Origin of the sequence: Ferviditalea candida, assembly GCF_035282765.1 — a bacterium.
In the GTDB taxonomy this organism is placed as follows: Bacteria; Bacillota; Bacilli; order Paenibacillales; family KCTC-25726; genus Ferviditalea; species Ferviditalea candida.
The window spans coordinates 1-14970 of the sequence record NZ_JAYJLD010000061.1 but is presented as its reverse complement, the minus strand read 5'-3'; the positions used below and the strand labels follow the sequence as shown (position 1 = coordinate 14970).

16 protein-coding genes and 2 pseudogenes are annotated in these 14970 nt (G+C 45.9%); 15 read left to right on the top strand and 3 right to left on the bottom strand.

What is annotated here, in order from left to right; translation table 11 throughout:
* Positions 1-221: 221 nt before the first annotated feature.
* The 9 genes from VF724_RS20465 (at position 222) to VF724_RS20425 (ending at position 8205) form a co-directional block, all read left to right on the top strand.
* Complete coding sequence (locus VF724_RS20465) at positions 222-614, top strand: RidA family protein (protein WP_371756084.1); 393 nt, start codon at positions 222-224, stop codon at positions 612-614.
* A gap of 40 nt (positions 615-654) precedes the next feature.
* On the top strand, positions 655-1617 hold the full coding sequence (locus tag VF724_RS20460) for a DODA-type extradiol aromatic ring-opening family dioxygenase (protein WP_371756083.1): 963 nt from the start codon (positions 655-657) through the stop codon (positions 1615-1617).
* A 38-nt stretch (positions 1618-1655) separates the two neighbouring features.
* Positions 1656-2474, top strand: coding sequence for an alpha/beta fold hydrolase (locus VF724_RS20455; protein WP_371756082.1), 819 nt, complete (start codon positions 1656-1658; stop codon positions 2472-2474).
* A gap of 56 nt (positions 2475-2530) precedes the next feature.
* The gene (locus VF724_RS20450; protein WP_371756081.1) at positions 2531-3175 is read left to right on the top strand and encodes a GntR family transcriptional regulator; all 645 of its coding nucleotides are present in this window, start codon (positions 2531-2533) and stop codon (positions 3173-3175) included.
* Positions 3176-3410: 235 nt separating this feature from the next.
* Positions 3411-4700 carry an aromatic ring-hydroxylating oxygenase subunit alpha gene (locus tag VF724_RS20445; RefSeq protein ID WP_371756080.1) on the top strand — a complete coding sequence of 430 codons (1290 nt, stop codon included), beginning with the start codon at positions 3411-3413 and terminating at the stop codon, positions 4698-4700.
* The gene (locus tag VF724_RS20440; protein ID WP_371756079.1) at positions 4697-5197 is read left to right on the top strand and encodes a 3-phenylpropionate/cinnamic acid dioxygenase subunit beta; all 501 of its coding nucleotides are present in this window, start codon (positions 4697-4699) and stop codon (positions 5195-5197) included. The genes VF724_RS20445 and VF724_RS20440 overlap by 4 nt, the downstream gene beginning before the upstream one ends.
* A gap of 87 nt (positions 5198-5284) precedes the next feature.
* Positions 5285-6181: a cation diffusion facilitator family transporter gene (locus VF724_RS20435; protein ID WP_371756078.1), complete on the top strand. Its 897-nt coding sequence runs from the start codon at positions 5285-5287 to the stop codon at positions 6179-6181.
* A gap of 120 nt (positions 6182-6301) precedes the next feature.
* Complete coding sequence (locus VF724_RS20430) at positions 6302-6943, top strand: GntR family transcriptional regulator (RefSeq protein WP_371756077.1); 642 nt, start codon at positions 6302-6304, stop codon at positions 6941-6943.
* A gap of 380 nt (positions 6944-7323) precedes the next feature.
* Positions 7324-8205 (top strand): VOC family protein, encoded by an 882-nt coding sequence (locus VF724_RS20425; RefSeq protein ID WP_371756076.1) that lies wholly within the window; start codon positions 7324-7326, stop codon positions 8203-8205.
* Positions 8206-8581: 376 nt separating this feature from the next.
* Here the strand turns inward: VF724_RS20425 and VF724_RS20420 are convergent, their stop codons facing one another.
* Positions 8582-8704, bottom strand: coding sequence for a hypothetical protein (locus VF724_RS20420; protein ID WP_371756075.1), 123 nt, complete (start codon positions 8702-8704; stop codon positions 8582-8584).
* Positions 8705-8842: 138 nt separating this feature from the next.
* Here VF724_RS20420 and VF724_RS20415 point away from each other — a divergent pair, with 138 nt between their 5' ends.
* The 6 genes and pseudogenes from VF724_RS20415 (at position 8843) to VF724_RS20390 (ending at position 12602) form a co-directional block, all read left to right on the top strand.
* Entirely contained in the window at positions 8843-9565 is a 723-nt protein-coding gene (locus VF724_RS20415) for a FadR/GntR family transcriptional regulator (protein WP_371756074.1), read from the top strand.
* 183 nt (positions 9566-9748) lie between these two features.
* Complete coding sequence (locus tag VF724_RS20410; RefSeq protein WP_371756073.1) at positions 9749-10654, top strand: fumarylacetoacetate hydrolase family protein; 906 nt, start codon at positions 9749-9751, stop codon at positions 10652-10654.
* Positions 10655-10689: 35 nt separating this feature from the next.
* Entirely contained in the window at positions 10690-11406 is a 717-nt protein-coding gene (locus VF724_RS20405) for an alpha/beta fold hydrolase (RefSeq protein ID WP_371756072.1), read from the top strand.
* Positions 11403-11489, top strand: a pseudogene (locus VF724_RS20400) (succinyl-CoA--3-ketoacid-CoA transferase); the annotation flags it as partial. The gene VF724_RS20405 and the pseudogene VF724_RS20400, both read left to right, overlap by 4 nt.
* 1 nt (position 11490) lies before the next feature.
* Positions 11491-11808 (top strand): annotated as a pseudogene (locus tag VF724_RS20395) (CoA-transferase); the annotation flags it as partial.
* A 26-nt stretch (positions 11809-11834) separates the two neighbouring features.
* Positions 11835-12602, top strand: a complete 768-nt coding sequence (locus VF724_RS20390) for an enoyl-CoA hydratase/isomerase family protein (protein ID WP_371756071.1) — start codon at positions 11835-11837, stop codon at positions 12600-12602.
* A 157-nt stretch (positions 12603-12759) separates the two neighbouring features.
* On the opposite strand, the gene VF724_RS20385 is transcribed toward VF724_RS20390, so the two are convergent.
* Both VF724_RS20385 and VF724_RS20380 read right to left on the bottom strand, forming a co-directional pair.
* Positions 12760-14127 (bottom strand): amidohydrolase family protein, encoded by a 1368-nt coding sequence (locus tag VF724_RS20385; protein WP_371756070.1) that lies wholly within the window; start codon positions 14125-14127, stop codon positions 12760-12762.
* Between the two features lie 25 nt (positions 14128-14152).
* Positions 14153-14710, bottom strand: a complete 558-nt coding sequence (locus tag VF724_RS20380; RefSeq protein WP_371756069.1) for an NADPH-dependent FMN reductase — start codon at positions 14708-14710, stop codon at positions 14153-14155.
* Positions 14711-14970 lie beyond the last annotated feature (260 nt).

The following is a 14970-nucleotide window of genomic DNA, read 5'->3' as shown; positions in this document are numbered from 1 at the left end:
CTTCTTCAACTCTGCTCTAGTCAATGTCAATGTCTCCTGTCCCATAGTGACATTATCTCAGAACAGTTACAGGGTGACATTATCACAGCACAACGACAATTGTAGAAATAATTGTTGACAATAATGTTGATTAAAAATACACTTAGAACATGCATCTGTAAAAGCTGGAGTCTGCAACGGAATGTTTTTGAGATGCTTTAAAAAGTCAACGAGGTGATTGAATGAATCGTCGTAAAAGTATTGAGATCGAAGGGGTAAATCACGGAACTACTCCCATTCCCCAGGGAGCAAAAATAGATAGATTTGTTTTTTCTTCCGCGATTGCAGGGATCGACCCGGATACCGGCGAGATTCCGGAAGATCCGGCAAAACAAGTAGAGTTGGTTTTTCGGCACGTTCGCAGCTTTATGGAGAACGCTGGCGGCACTCCTGACGATATCGGAAAAATGACCGTGTATCTCCAGGACGAGCAGTATCGGGACTTGGTCAACCAAGAATGGGTAAAAATGTTTCCGGATGCTGAAAGCCGGCCTGCAAGACATTCCACAGTAACGAATCTGCGAAGGGGGGCACTTGTACAAGTTGAAATCACGGCTGTTTTGCGTGAATCGTAAGATGGTTTAAAGGTTAATGATGAGAAGGAGGATGAATGGTTTGGCTAAAATTGTGTTAGGCATCGGTTCGTCGCATAGTCCGCAAGTCAGCAGTACGCCCGAAATTTGGCACATGCACGCGGAACGGGATCGGCTTAATCCGGATACCCATTTTGAAGAACGCGCGCGGGAAATCGGACATACCCTTCAAGACAAGTTATCCCCTGAGGTTTGGCAGAGAAAGTATGAAGAATGCCAAGCTGCCATAGAGCATTTGAACCGGGAGATTAAAGAGGTTGATCCGGACATTTTGGTAGTCATAGGGGATGACCAGGAAGAACTCTTTTTCGATGATTGCAAGCCTGCCTTTGGCGTATTTTGGGGAGATGAGTTGAAGGATCTTCCGCATGACCTGAACGAGATCCATCCATCATTGGGCGCCGTGATATGGGCATGGCACACGACAGATCAAATAGATTATTACCCCACTCAAAGCGATTTGGGCAGGCATATCATTGCAAGCATGACAACCGAGGGGTTTGACGTCGCTCAAAGCAAAACGCAGTTTGAAGGACGTTCGTTGGGCCATGCGTATACATTTGTTCAACGCCGGTTGGCCATTCATAGGACGATACCGATGGTTCCGATATTTGTAAACTGCTTTTTCCAACCCAACCAACCGACACCCGCTCGCAGCTATGAGTTTGGCCAAGCACTCAGGCGGGCCATCGAGTCTTGGGGCGAGGATAAACGTGTTGCCATAATCAGCTCGGGCGGTCTTAGCCACTTTACATTGGATGAAGAACTCGATCAACAAGTCATTCGCGGACTCAAAAATAAGGACGCCGGCATTCTGAAAACGCTGCCAAGGGAAAAATTGCAGGGTGCCTCCGGGGAGATTCTCAACTGGGTTGTTGGCGCCGGTGCGATGGAGCATTTGGATATGCAGTATCTGGAATACGTTTCAGGGTATCGTTCTCCGGCAGGTACTGGAGTGGGGATGACCTTTGCGGTTTGGAAGTAGCAGCATTTTTCCTGATGTGAGAGAGGGGGTAGAATTCGTTGGATTTCTCTTCGGTTAAGGAAAACCAACTTACATTAAGCCACGGCACCACCTATTATCTGGAAGCCGGTCAAGGAGAGCCTGTGATTCTGCTCCATGGGGTCGGATTCTGGACGGGGGGCGACTATTGGCTGGCGAATATTGAAGAGCTCAGCCGTCATTTTCATGTTTACGCTCCCGACTTTGTCGGCTGGGGTATGGGCGATCGACTTCCGGTAGAGTATTCGTTTGCTTATCTGGCAGACTTTGTGCGGGAGTTTCAGGATGCTTTGGGGATTTCATCAGCGCACATCGTAGGTCACTCAATGGGCGGTTGGGTTGCATCGCTGCTTGGTTACGAAAGTCCGGATCGCGTCCGCACTCTGACTTTGGTTGGGGCCGGTGGGATGTCTACACGTACTTTATCGGCAATGACAGCGTTTACGCCGCCTACGCATGATGATATCCTGCAGCATGTGCTTCAGACAACAAACGGTGAAAACTTGGACATTACGGAAACGGCACAACGGTGGTACGAGCGCACTTTGCTGCCGGGCGCGTTGGAAGCCTACCAAAAAATATTGAACCATATGAATAACCCCTTAAACCGTGCGAGGTATAACCTTCAACGCAGGTTGCCCTTTTTGAAACCGCCCGCTTTAATTATCTGGGGGTCTGAGGATAAGGCGAATGACTTAAGCATGGGTGAATTAATGCATTCCCTAATTCCGCACTCTGAGATGACCGTGTTGCCCTGCGGACATTATTGTCCAAGTGAAATGCCTCGGGAGTTCAACGCGCGGGTGATTCAATTCATACAAAAACATTTGGAATCATAGTCCTGTCAAGGTTCTCAACGACGCATTCTAATTTATTCCGGAAAGATGGATGATTTATGTTAAATGAAGTCACATTGCTGAATGAAGAACAATGCTATCTCCGAATCAAGGAGGATATCCGTCGTGGAATACTGCTGCCGAACCAGCGCCTGGTAGAGCTGGAATTGGCCAAATTAATCGGTGCCGGACGTGCGGCAATACGGACCGCTTTGGCCCGATTGGAACAAGAGGGCCTGGTAGAGCGGGAACATTATCGGGGGGCACGCGTTCGTCTGGTTACGGAAAAGGAAGCGATCGAGATCCTTGAAGTACGTTTGGCTCTTGAATGTTTGGTTGTACGGCATGCCGCAGTAAAGGCAACTGATGAAGATATAGCGGTTCTTCAAGGCATTCTGAAGGAGATGCAGCAATACCACGATTCGGATCAATTGCTGAATTATACCGACAGCAATGGCAAACTACACAATAAGATAATCAAAATGTCCGGTCATCCCACCGCAATGAAAGTGTTGGATACGCTTCATTCACAGCTAGTGCGCTTTCAGTTCCAATCAATTTTATCACGCAGGCATTCGGATAAATCACTTGAAGAGCATAAGGGTATTGTCGGTGCGGTGGCCCGGCGCGACCCGGACGAAGCGGAACAAATGATGCGTTTGCATCTCAGTCGTGTCTTGAACATGCTGCGTGGATTGTCTTGAACCCTTAAAGATTGAGAATTGATCAGTCGTCTCTATTATAACTTTTTGTTTTTCATCTTATGTGAGCATTAAGCTCACATTATTGAATTCGTTATATAAATTAATGATTCACAATATGAATTAGCGGACTGGTTTTTAATATCCAAAAACGTAATGGAAGGTGAGGCTATTGTTAAGAAATACGTTGGATAAAAAAACATTGCAAGGTTTGCAGCGGAAAATTTCAGAAGGACTGTTGCCTCAGTGGGTAGTGACGGATCCGGACATCTATCAACTGGAGGTCGAAAAAGTATTTTCTTGCACTTGGCAATTTTTGGCTCACGAATCCGAATTAAAGGAAGCGGGCAGCTATGTAACCAGATGGATCGTGAATGATCCGGTGCTGCTTGTCAGAACCAATTCCGGAGAATTGAAAGCGTTCCTCAATTCCTGCACTCATCGCGGCGTGCATTTGTGCACAGCAGATTTCGGAAAAAAGAAAACGTTTACCTGCCCTTATCACGGTTGGAGCTTTAACCTTGAGGGGGAACTGATCGGCATAGTAGCCGGAGACAAGGTGTACGGGGAAGAGATGGATAAATCCGAATGGGGTCTTCGTCCGATTCCGCGGCTCGAATCGTATCGTGGAATGATTTTTGCAAATCTAGATCGGAATGCCATGCCTCTCGAGGAATATTTGGGAGGTATGAAGTGGTATTTCGACATTTTATTGGGCAGAAGCGACGGGGGGATGGAAGTCAGAGGAATTCCCCAACGTTGGGTAGCTACAGCCAATTGGAAAGCGGTACAAGAAAATTTCGCGGCGGATCCTTACCATGTTCAAACGACTCACCGTTCCACAGTGGAAATGGGAATCAGTCCGAGCGATCCCTTATATGCATCGTACGGCCATGCGATTGTGTTGGAACATGGGCATGGCATTAATGTTGCCACATCCAAAACCGGGCGATCCATTTATCCTTTCCAAGCTACGCCGGAACTCATGTGGCCGATGTTTGAAAGAAACTTGAGCCCGGAGCAGTACGATCTTTTATCGAGAACGACCGTTTTTGTGGGAGGCGTGTTCCCCAATCTGTCCTTCGTAAGCCCGGTTCATGGAACAGAGGGGCATCTGCACAACTATTTGAATTTCCGGGTTTGGAGACCTTTGGGGCCTGATAAAGTGGAGGTCTGGTGCTGGTTCATGATTGACAAGGCCGCGCCGGAGGATTATAAAGAAGCGGCTTATAGAGGGTATATCGGTTCGTTTGGATCCTCCGGCACTTTGGAAATGGATGACACCGAGAATTGGTCTCGTATTGTTCAGGCCAGCAAGGGTATTATGAGCCGGGATAAAGAGTTGAATTACAACAATGTAGCCAATTACCTGATGGGATCAGGGAAGTTCGAGCCCGACGAAAATTTCCCCGGACCTGGCACCGCTTATCCGACAACCTACGTTGATTTCATTTCAAGAGGTTTGCATGAATATTGGTTTGAACTCATTAGCAAGGATCTTCTTGACGCGGGGGAGGAAGCAAAATGAACGCGGAATTGCATTGCGAAATAAGCAATTTTCTTTATCATGAAGCTTACTTGTTGGATCATCGGCAATATAAAGAGTGGCTCGATTTACTGAGCGAAGATCTGGTATATCAGATGCCGATACGCGTAACGTCCGACAATAAAGATGCATCCAACCTTGTTTATGAGATGAAGCATTTTGAGGAAACGAAAAAATCCCTGACAACCCGGGTGAACCGGCTGTACACGACATCGGCCTGGGTTGACAACCCGGCGACTCGGCAGCGGCATTTCGTCAGCAATATTTCGGTTGCTCCCGGCTCCAGACCGGAGGAATATCGTGTGCGAAGCTATTTTTTGTTCAAAAGGAGCAGGGCTTCGGACATTGAAACGGAACAACTGTTTGGAGAACGCGAAGATGTGCTGAGAAAAGAAAATGGAGAATGGAAAATCGCTTCGCGAACCATTTATCCGGATCAAGCCGTCTTGAGTGTAATGAATCTGGGCATGTTTTTATAAATATATATAGAAATGATCGTCCCTTGACCGAATAGGTCAAGGGTTTTTGTATGCTTTTGGCAATACTAATGACAGGAGGAAGAAGCCATGAGCAAGGAAAACAAACAATCCGCTTTTGCCATTTGGATCAGTTTAATCAGCAACATAGTTTTAACCGCCATAAAATTTATTGTCGGTTTCTTATTCAACAGTCCGGTATTGATTGCCGACGGTGTTCATAATGCAGGGGATGTGGTTGCAACCGGAGCGGCACTAAGTTCCATGCGCGTATCCAAACAACCTCCCGATGAAGACCACCCTTACGGGCACGGAAAAGCGGAAGTGATCGGTGCGGGTATTGTTGCCATTATTTTGGCGTTGGCTGCAATCTATATGGCGTACCATTCTGTAATGGTTCTCTTTGAGCCGCCGCATAAAGCTACCGTTCTTGCCTTGATTGCCGCTGTGTTTTCTTTGATTTTAAAACAAGCGCTTTTCGTTTTTACCATGTCGATCGGAAAAAAGACGAAAAGCAACGGTTTGATCGCCACAGCATATGATCATCTTGCCGATGTTTATGCTTCCATTGCGGCGGTCGTTGGTATCGGTTTGGCCATGATTGGGAATTATTATCAGATTGCCTTGCTCTCTTACGGAGATCCCATAGCGGGAATCGTTGTCGCATATTTTGTTTTGAAGCTGGCATATCATATGGGGAAAACATCAGCGGATGTTTTGATGGAAAAGAATGTAGATGCGGAAAAAATAAACGACTTTATAAGCCTGATTCAATCGGTACCGCAAGTGAAGCGCATTGATCGAATTCGCGCAAGAGAACACGGGCATTACATTATTATTGATGTAAGGGTTGGTATCCCCGCGGAACTCAGCGTTCAGGAAGGACACGATATTGCCCGGCAGATTAAACAATCGATCATGAAGCGGCATACTGATGTAAAAGAAGTATTGGTGCATTTGAATCCATGGTACGAAGACACGGATTAAAGATTGGCTTTGTTGACATAAACGAACTCATGATTTAGGATATATATAAATTGCGCGGCATATATGTCGGGAAGATTGTCGGCATCCTAACTGATCAGCGTCAAAAAGGAGATATTTCGGATGAGCAGCCAATTGGAATATGCATACCGTTTTATTAAGCAAGGAATTCTGGACGGCACATATAAACCTTCCCAAAAGCTGGTGGAGACTCAGCTTTCGGATTTGATCGGCGTCAGCCGAAATACAGTCAAAACCGCTTTGCTGAAATTAGAGCAGGAAAATTTGGTAAAAATCGAAAGTAACAAAGGGGCAACGATCAAATCGTTCAGCTTGGAGGAAGTGGAAAACTATCTCGAAATAAGGGAAGTGCTGGAGGGCTTAATTATCCGTTCGGCAGCTCCGAACTTTACGGAGGAAGATTTGCAAAACATGGAACAAATCATGCTCCAAATGGGAAATTATTTGCATGAAAACAAATACGATGATTATTCCAAAAAGAATAACGAGTTTCACAATATGATATATAAACTTGCAAAAAATAGTCAGGCCGTGAAGATGGTGAATGTGATCAAAACACAGCTGATTCGATATCATTTTCGCACTATTCTAATACCCGGAAGGAGCGAAAAATCCCTGCAGGAACATCAGGCCATCTACCATGCTTTGAAAACGCGGGATATTTCGAGTGCGGAAGAAAAGATGAAGCGCCATGTTGCCAATGTGCGCAATACCATTAAAGAAAATTTTCAACTTCTTTTATAAAGGATTTATACACAACATAGAAGCATTGCTATGAGCCTTGCCATTTCCCCGATTCTGTCTACCTATCAGCAACCCTTGAAAGTCCTTCTATCTTTTTTGCATACAAATAAACCCCATGTAAAAAAACAAATGTCCGATTGTAAAATCTGATGTAAGTATTGAATGACCTATAGATGTCCCACTCCGGGGATCAAGCATCTCGTCCAAATGAGCCGCCAGGTGAGGCCAAATGCCGTTTTTCGGATTGTTCTTTGCTCGAAAAATTCCCCCCCCTTGATTTCTTATCAATTCCAGCAGTATTTTTATGGAATCCGGCTTGACAAAACTAAATAGTAATATAATAATATTAATTAAATTGATCATCTTAAGGGGGGAAACCAATGTTTCATGTGTTTAGATTGGGCTATGTTGAGTTTAACACGAGAAATATTGAAGCTTTGAAGAATTATTACAACGAAGTTATGGGTTTCACTTTAGTGGAAGAAGGTCCGGATGGGAGCGCATATTTTAGCAGTTCTACAGATCATCATAATATTGTTCTCAATCCGTCGAGTGTGTCGGCAATTGCTCGTTTCGGGTTTCAATACAAATCGGATGCCGGGGCTAAAGAGATCGTAAAGGAATTGGCAAAACTCGAAATAAAAGCCGAGTTGAAAACGGATACAAAACCCGGTGTGTCCGAAGTCGTGGAATTTACCGATCCGGACGGGTATCAGGTACAACTGTTTTCCGAAATGAGCCTGGCTTCGCCGGGATTTAAGCACAGTGGAATCATTCCTAACAAGATTGGACACCTTTCCTTAAGAGTGGACAGCGCGAAAAGATCGGTAGAATTTTACGGGAAATTGGGATTCACCAATACGGATTGGATTGAAGAGTTTTTTGGGTTTACAACTTGCAATACCGATCATCATGTGCTGAATTTCTTCACTTCACCCCAAAAGGGGGGAATGCATCATCTCGCTTTCGAATTAAGGAACTATGGCCATTTAACGCATAGTATGGATTATCTCGGAAAAAACAAAATTCCGATTATTTGGGGCCCGTCTCGGCATGGCGCCGGGCATAACATCGCAACATATCATTACGACCCGGATGAGAATATGATTGAACTGTTTACGGATGCCGATAAATATGTCAAGGAATTGGATTGTTTTGAGCCAAGACCTTGGCATAGAGATAATCCGCAAAAACCAAAAGTATGGAAAACGGATGACTGTATTTCTCAATGGGGGACTTGCTTCGAAAAAGCACTGGTATAATAAACGTATTGAACAAAGAGTTCTAGAGATATCTCTAAAACTCTTTATCATGAATGCATGATGTCGCAACCGATGCTCTTCATAGCATTAATGATTGAACGGGCAATGCATCAAAAGCTGGAGAAAATTATTGAAATATCAAGTCTGGTAAAAAAATCTTCACCTAAGGATTGTTGTATCACAATTTTGACACAGAAAAGATTGTCTGTTATGTTCCCGGCAACACTTTTGATCTCGGGGTAAAAGTCGGAATGCCCTTAAGTCATTTTATGGACACCTTGCCCGGTGCTGTAATTCAATCAGGCGATAGAAAAGTGGAGGATGCCTACCCACATCGAAAATTCAGGGGAATCCAATAGTCCGGATGAAAGAGCGCTTATTGCCCCGGCATATTTCCAGAGTTCATTGGTCCAAACCATCCGGCAAACAAAGCTCCGATAACTAAACACGATAAACCAAAAGAAAGATTTCCAACAGGTGCAGGATTTGCCATTTTCATTTTCTTTTCCCCCATAATTAATTTGCCATGTAATGCATGAGGTGACTTGTTGTAAGCTGTGAATGTGTATAGGTTTGACAATTACAATTATTATACTATAATAATATTTAATTAACTGAAATAATAAGGAGTATTATTATGTCACTGCAAAATATAAGCGACCAATTACTTCATGAATTAGGCCGCAAGATCGTTCATGGTGAACTCCAACCGGGGCAATCCCTTCCGAAGGTTGAAGATTATAGTGAAATGAAGGGGGTTAGCCGTACCGTCGTTCGTGAGGTTCTCAAAAGCTTATCTGCGCGCAGACTCATCGAATCCACGACAAAAATCGGCACCATGGTTTGTCCCCGGTCCAATTGGCAATGGTGGGACCCGGATGTATTGACATGGGCATCGGAAATGGATGATAAAGGCGAGTTTTTAACCAGGCTGACCGAAGTCAGATTAGCCATTGAACCTGCGGCAATGGAACTGGCTGCGAAAAATGTGACGGAGGAAGATATTCAAAACATTCAAAATTGTTATGAGCAGTTGAAAGCCTCGGTGGATAATGAAGAAAAATGGGTTAAGGCCGATTACAATTTCCATCACAGCTTGATTCAAGCGTCCCATAACGAATTATTGATCAGCCTGATCCAGACTTTGCGCCTTGCATTGGAAAGAAGCCGTCATACGACGTTTCACGCAATCCAACAGCATCCTGCGGAGCCCTTTCAAGGACCGGATGATGAAATTTTGGAAAGGCATAAAGCGGTAATGCTGGCGGTGTGTGAGAGAAACGGCGCACTCGCGCGACAGAAAATGTATGAACTGCTTACACGTGTATCTCAGTTGATCATGTCCAAAGATCGCCCATAAAACTTTATTTCACAACAAAAATATACCGGAATCATACCGGTATATTTTTTGTTGACTTATTAATATTATAATATAATAATATTAATTAGGTGCGAATGACCCGTATACTTTCATTATTTAGGAGGACAAAGCATGGGAATCCGTATAGCAAGGTATGTATACGAAGAGACGATCCAATGGGGAGTGGTTCAGGAGAACGCCGTTCATCCTCTTGAAGAAGTGTATGACTCGTTAGCAGAATTGCTGCAAGCCGGAAAAGAAGAGGTTCTAGCGAAGGCTAACCCGTCAAAAGCGCTATCGTTGGACGTTATTAAGTTAGCGAGCCCAATTACGCTGCCTGCGCGTATTGTGTGCCAAGGAGCAAACTATGCCTTGCACAGAGCGGAAGCGGGAATGAAGTCTTCAAGGGCGTCCTTTAATCTTATTTTCACGAAGCCTGACAGTTCTCTTTCCGGTGCAATGGACGACATACAGCTTCCTTCGCACGTTCAGCTTCTTGATTATGAGATCGAGCTTGGATTGGTGATGAAAACGAAGATAAGAAGGCCTGTTCGGGTCACGGAAGAAAATTTGCATGAGTATGTCGCCGGGATCATCATCACGAACGACGTTTCTGCAAGAGACGTTCAGTTGGTGGAAGGTCAATGGTTTAAAGGAAAAAGCTATCGCACCTTCTGTCCGGCGGGACCTTTTATGTACTGGCTTGATCCGGAAGAGGTCTCTCAAATTCACCATTTGGATTTGAAATTGTGGGTCAACGGAGAATTGAGACAGTCCGCGAATACAGAACAACTGCAATATAAGCCGGAGGAGACAATTGAAGAATTGTCCCGCATGATGGACTTTGATCCGGGAGATTTATTACTGACAGGGACACCCGGAGGGGTAGCGCTTAAATTGACGGGAGAACAGTTATCACAGTTAACGAATCCATTTCTCCCAAGCGATCAAAAGTTAACTCTTCTGCTAGAAAGCCAGGCAGAAAATAAAAATTACTTGAAAAACGGCGATATTGTTCGTTGCGAAATCAAGAGTCCGGACGGTCGAATCGATTTGGGTTTCCAAGAAAATCGCGTGGTATCTGTTTAAGATTTGGCCCGTTTTACGTGAGGGGGGAATTATGAATGGATGAAAAGAATGAAATTACGCTTCTCTTCCTCCCGGGAGCGGGGGGAACCGCTTCGAAATGGAGACGCGTGAGGGATTTGATGAACGGATATCGATGTGTATTTGCGGATTTGCCGGGACATGGGCTGGATGCAAATCCTGTTCTTCATAGCATCAAAGATTACTTTGCATACTTCAAGCCGCAGATAACCGGGCAGACGATTGTTATCGGGCATTCTATGGGAGGTTTAATCGGGATTGAGCTGGCGGTTAACCATCCGAATGTCCTTGCATTGGTTCTAGCGGCCAGCCATTATGTCCTGCCCGTAGATTCCAAACTATTCGATAAACTCGAGACAGGTGTATATCCCGATGGTTTATTCTATGCTTCTTACAGCAAAGAAGTGGACCCGGATTTATTGGAAGAAGAGCGTCGTGAGTTGAATCATGTCTCCCTTGAAACTACCATTATCGATTACCGGTGCTGCAATGAATACAGGTATGGTAGTGATAGCCTGTCCCATCTCCGAAAACCTATACTGGCGATATACGGGGAAGATGATCGCATGCTGCTGGCTGCGGCAAGAGACGACCTGAAAGCTCTGGTTCCGCATGCCTCGATTGAAGTGGTATCCAAGGCAGGACACTATGTGATGTTGGAGGGTACGGAACATTTTGTAAAAGCTTTACAGCGATTCGTGCGGCAAGTATCTGAAAAGGAAGTGAGCAGGTGAAGCCTATATTCTCTACATTCTCCGAGGCCGTACAAGACATTACCGACGGTGCGACACTGATGGTTGGCGGATTCGGCTTGGTATCTTGCCAATTGGATGATCCCCGGAAGAATGGTTAAGGGAATGGGCGGGATGGATTTGGTACAAGGCGCTAAGCGTATACTTGTGTTAATGGATCACGTGAGCCAAGACGGAGCGCCGGAAATCCTGGACAACTGCTCGCTTCCGCTGACAGGCAAAGAGGTTGTGGATCGGATTATAACGGACCGTGCCGTGATTGATGTAACGGAAGCAGGATTAAGATTGGTTGAAGTTGCAGAAGGATATACAGCCGAAGACATCCGGCGGCTCACTGAACCTAAACTCATCATTGATTCTCAAGTACGGATGAATGCATACTAAAAGAAATCGCACTTGGGGGTGGGAGTGTGAAAGTTGCGATCAGCAGAGTACCTGACGGCAAAATTACACTGCAGCTGACCTCAAAGGTAGCCCTTGTAACGATTAACAGGCCGGCGGCACGCAATGCAATGACACGCAATATGTGGAAGTCCTTAGGGGATATTGCTGATGAAATTGGGGCCAACCCGAAAATAAAGGTTGCCGTGTTGAGGGGAGTGCCAGGGGAGTTTACGGCGGGATCCGATATCAAGGAATTTGCAGGAATGTCGTTGGATGAGGCGGATGAAGCCTTTCATGTGATGGAACGAACGATAGCAAAGTTTGAGCAGTTGCCTATTCCGGTTATAGCGGCGATTGACGGTCCGGCCATGGGCGCCGGGTTCATCCTGTCCTTGGCCTGCGATTTGCGAATCGGCACGCCCAAAGCAAGATTGGGAATTCCGGTCGGCAAGTTGGGAATTAAATTGGGACCTTCATTTGTGCGGCGAATGGTAAGGCTCATGGGACCAAGTTTCACCAAAGAACTGGTGATGACGAATCGAATTCTGAATGCAAGCGAAGCATCAAGCTTGGGGCTGTTAACACGGTTCGTCGCATCGGACGATTTGGATCGCCTCACCTTTGAATTAATCGAAACAATCATGAATCAATCGAGAGGATCGCTGCGGGCGGTGAAAGAATTGGTCAGACGCAGTTATGAAGATGAAGATATCCGATGGAGCTATGTGGATCCGGATGATTTTACCGAAGGATGCTTAGCATTCGCACAAAAGCGGAAACCGCGGTTTCGCTAAAGATTCCCTCTTTTGAGTAGAAGCCTATCCTTTGGAATGGTTGCTCGTCGCTTCCATTTTACCAAGGAAAGGCTTCTTTTTTTGACATAAGGGAATGTCCTATCCGTGGGACAGCCCCTACCCCTAAAACGGATAAAACGGATCAGACTTTTTATTCTTATAGAGCGCCGATTCCTTGGGCATTTGAAATCTTGTGCTTCGAGAAAATGTAATCTCTGCTTTCTCTGGCCAGTTTGCGGACGTGATCGAGATCCACATGCAACAGCTTCCCCCCGCGTTTCACAGGCCGGCCGGAGACGAACACGGAATCAACATTGCTTGCATTGGCGAATTGTACAACTGCGCCCACCGGATCATTGAGAGGGAACAAGTTTAGGTCGGTCGTTCGAATCATGATCAGATCGGCTTCTTTTCCCGGGGTCAGAGTGCCGATTTTGCGATCCAGCCGCAATGCCCGGGCTCCTTCGATCGTGGCAAATTCCAAAACCTGTCGGGCAGACAAATTCAATTCAATGGGCATATTTTTGCCGGCCAAGATTTTTTCGTTGATTCTTGAGCGTTCCGCTTGAAGCGTGAACTTCATCTGGGCGAACATATCTCCTGCTGTCGAGGTGACGACATCAATGCCGATCGTCGGCTTTCCGCCGTTTTCAAGGAACAAGCCTGTAGCGGGATAGCCGTGGCCCATCATCAATTCGATTTCCGGAGTGACGGATATCGAGGCTCCGGAGTCGGCGATCAGTTTATATTCATCGTAGCCCATCGTATTGGCATGAACGATATTCAGATCCGGTGCAAGAAGGCCGGCTTTGTGCAATTTTTCAATGGAACGGTCGTCCGGCCCCCAGCTTCCAAATCCGAGATGCATGGAGCAGATGGCATCCAATTCCCGGGCTAACTGAATATCGTGAACGGCCGTGTCCCAATGACTGAATTCAGGACCTCGAATGGCCAAACCCATTGTCAATAATTGGTCATTGGACGAGAAATATTGTTTTTTCACGCGTCGGGCATCTTCCGGGTGAGTCAACCGGCTTTCACGGTTCCAATATTCACCGTCTCCGGACAGCCCGAGCGCAAATACCGCACGAATGCCGGCATTCTGGAGGCCGCGTATAAATTCATCCGCATGATCCGGAGAGTAAACCATGGACCAATCCAGCAGCGTAGTGACTCCCGCATCCAGTGCCTCCAGCGCCCCGAGCAAATTCGCCGCATACCCATCGCTTGGACGAAGCTTGCTGCCGAATGTGCCGTAATAAATATTTTGCAGGTAAACAGGAAGCGACCAATCGGCGCCCACGTTGCGCACCAAGGATTCCCAAGTGTGCCGGTGTGTGTCGACAAAGCCGGGCATGACGATCATATCCGACGCATCGATTACTTCGCATTCGGGGACATCCAAATCGGGTTGAACGGCAGCGATTAAGGGGCCGTCAATGAGAACGTCGGCCTTTTTAAAATCGCCAAGCGACTTATCCATGGTCAATACACAGCCGTTTTTCAGCAAGTATCTTCTGTTCATCATAAACATCTCCTCGCATGAAAGATTAAGGTTTATTCGTCTTAATCCAGTTGTTGAACCGGTTTACGACCTGATCCAGGAAAGATAGCGTTTCTTCGTTAATGAGTCGTCCGTCTCTGCATTTCCGATCGGCGAGGTTGATCAGCACCTCGTTTCCTCCGGGAGGAAGCACCCGCGCGTTAAGTCCCGGGCTAGACAGGATCTGCCGCAAATGCGTTTGCGCACGAAGCGTGCCGATCATACCGGTGCTTGCACCCATGATCAAGACCGGTTTTCCGACCATCACTTTCTCCACGCGGGACAACCAATCCAAGGCATTTTTCAGCACTCCGGGAATGGACCAGTTGTATTCAGGAGTAACAATGATAACTGCCTCGGCTTCGGTCACTTGCTCTAAAAACGCTTTCACAATAGGCGGAGGAGAGAGTTCAATATCCTGATTATAAAAAGGCAGCGATCCGATGTCTGCTGCAGAAATGGACCATTCAGGGGCATATCGCTCCTTCAGTGTCTCTAGTACGCAGGAGTTTAGCGATTCGTTACGAAGACTCCCGACTATTGCCAAGACATTCAATTTTTTCACCTTCCTTTTTAATTAATAATATTTTATTATTTATATTAATATTGTAAGCGTTTTTTTCCAAAGTATCAATATGTAATTTTGAAGTTGACATTTCGAGCCATTTTCATGGCACCGGCAGGAAACAGATTTTCAGGGTAGTTACATGATATAATTTTGACAAGTTATTTTAAGGAGCTATTCCTGTAATGAATTAAAATGCGGTTTGCAAAACAAAAAGCGCCTCCTGTATGCTGGGTCATGGAATGCTGTACATTCACTGC

What these genes read in the sequence shown, in the direction of transcription:
- VF724_RS20465 (WP_371756084.1), top strand. Translation starts at nt 222, where the DNA reads ATGAATCGTCGTAAAAGTATTGAGATCGAAGGGGTAAATCACGGAACT.
- VF724_RS20450 (WP_371756081.1), top strand. Translation starts at nt 2,531, where the DNA reads ATGTTAAATGAAGTCACATTGCTGAATGAAGAACAATGCTATCTCCGA.
- VF724_RS20440 (WP_371756079.1), top strand. Translation starts at nt 4,697, where the DNA reads ATGAACGCGGAATTGCATTGCGAAATAAGCAATTTTCTTTATCATGAA.
- VF724_RS20435 (WP_371756078.1), top strand. Translation starts at nt 5,285, where the DNA reads ATGAGCAAGGAAAACAAACAATCCGCTTTTGCCATTTGGATCAGTTTA.
- VF724_RS20430 (WP_371756077.1), top strand. Translation starts at nt 6,302, where the DNA reads ATGAGCAGCCAATTGGAATATGCATACCGTTTTATTAAGCAAGGAATT.
- VF724_RS20425 (WP_371756076.1), top strand. Translation starts at nt 7,324, where the DNA reads ATGTTTCATGTGTTTAGATTGGGCTATGTTGAGTTTAACACGAGAAAT.
- VF724_RS20420 (WP_371756075.1), bottom strand. Translation starts at nt 8,704, where the DNA reads ATGAAAATGGCAAATCCTGCACCTGTTGGAAATCTTTCTTTTGGTTTA.
- VF724_RS20415 (WP_371756074.1), top strand. Translation starts at nt 8,843, where the DNA reads ATGTCACTGCAAAATATAAGCGACCAATTACTTCATGAATTAGGCCGC.
- VF724_RS20405 (WP_371756072.1), top strand. Translation starts at nt 10,690, where the DNA reads ATGGATGAAAAGAATGAAATTACGCTTCTCTTCCTCCCGGGAGCGGGG.
- VF724_RS20385 (WP_371756070.1), bottom strand. Translation starts at nt 14,127, where the DNA reads ATGAACAGAAGATACTTGCTGAAAAACGGCTGTGTATTGACCATGGAT.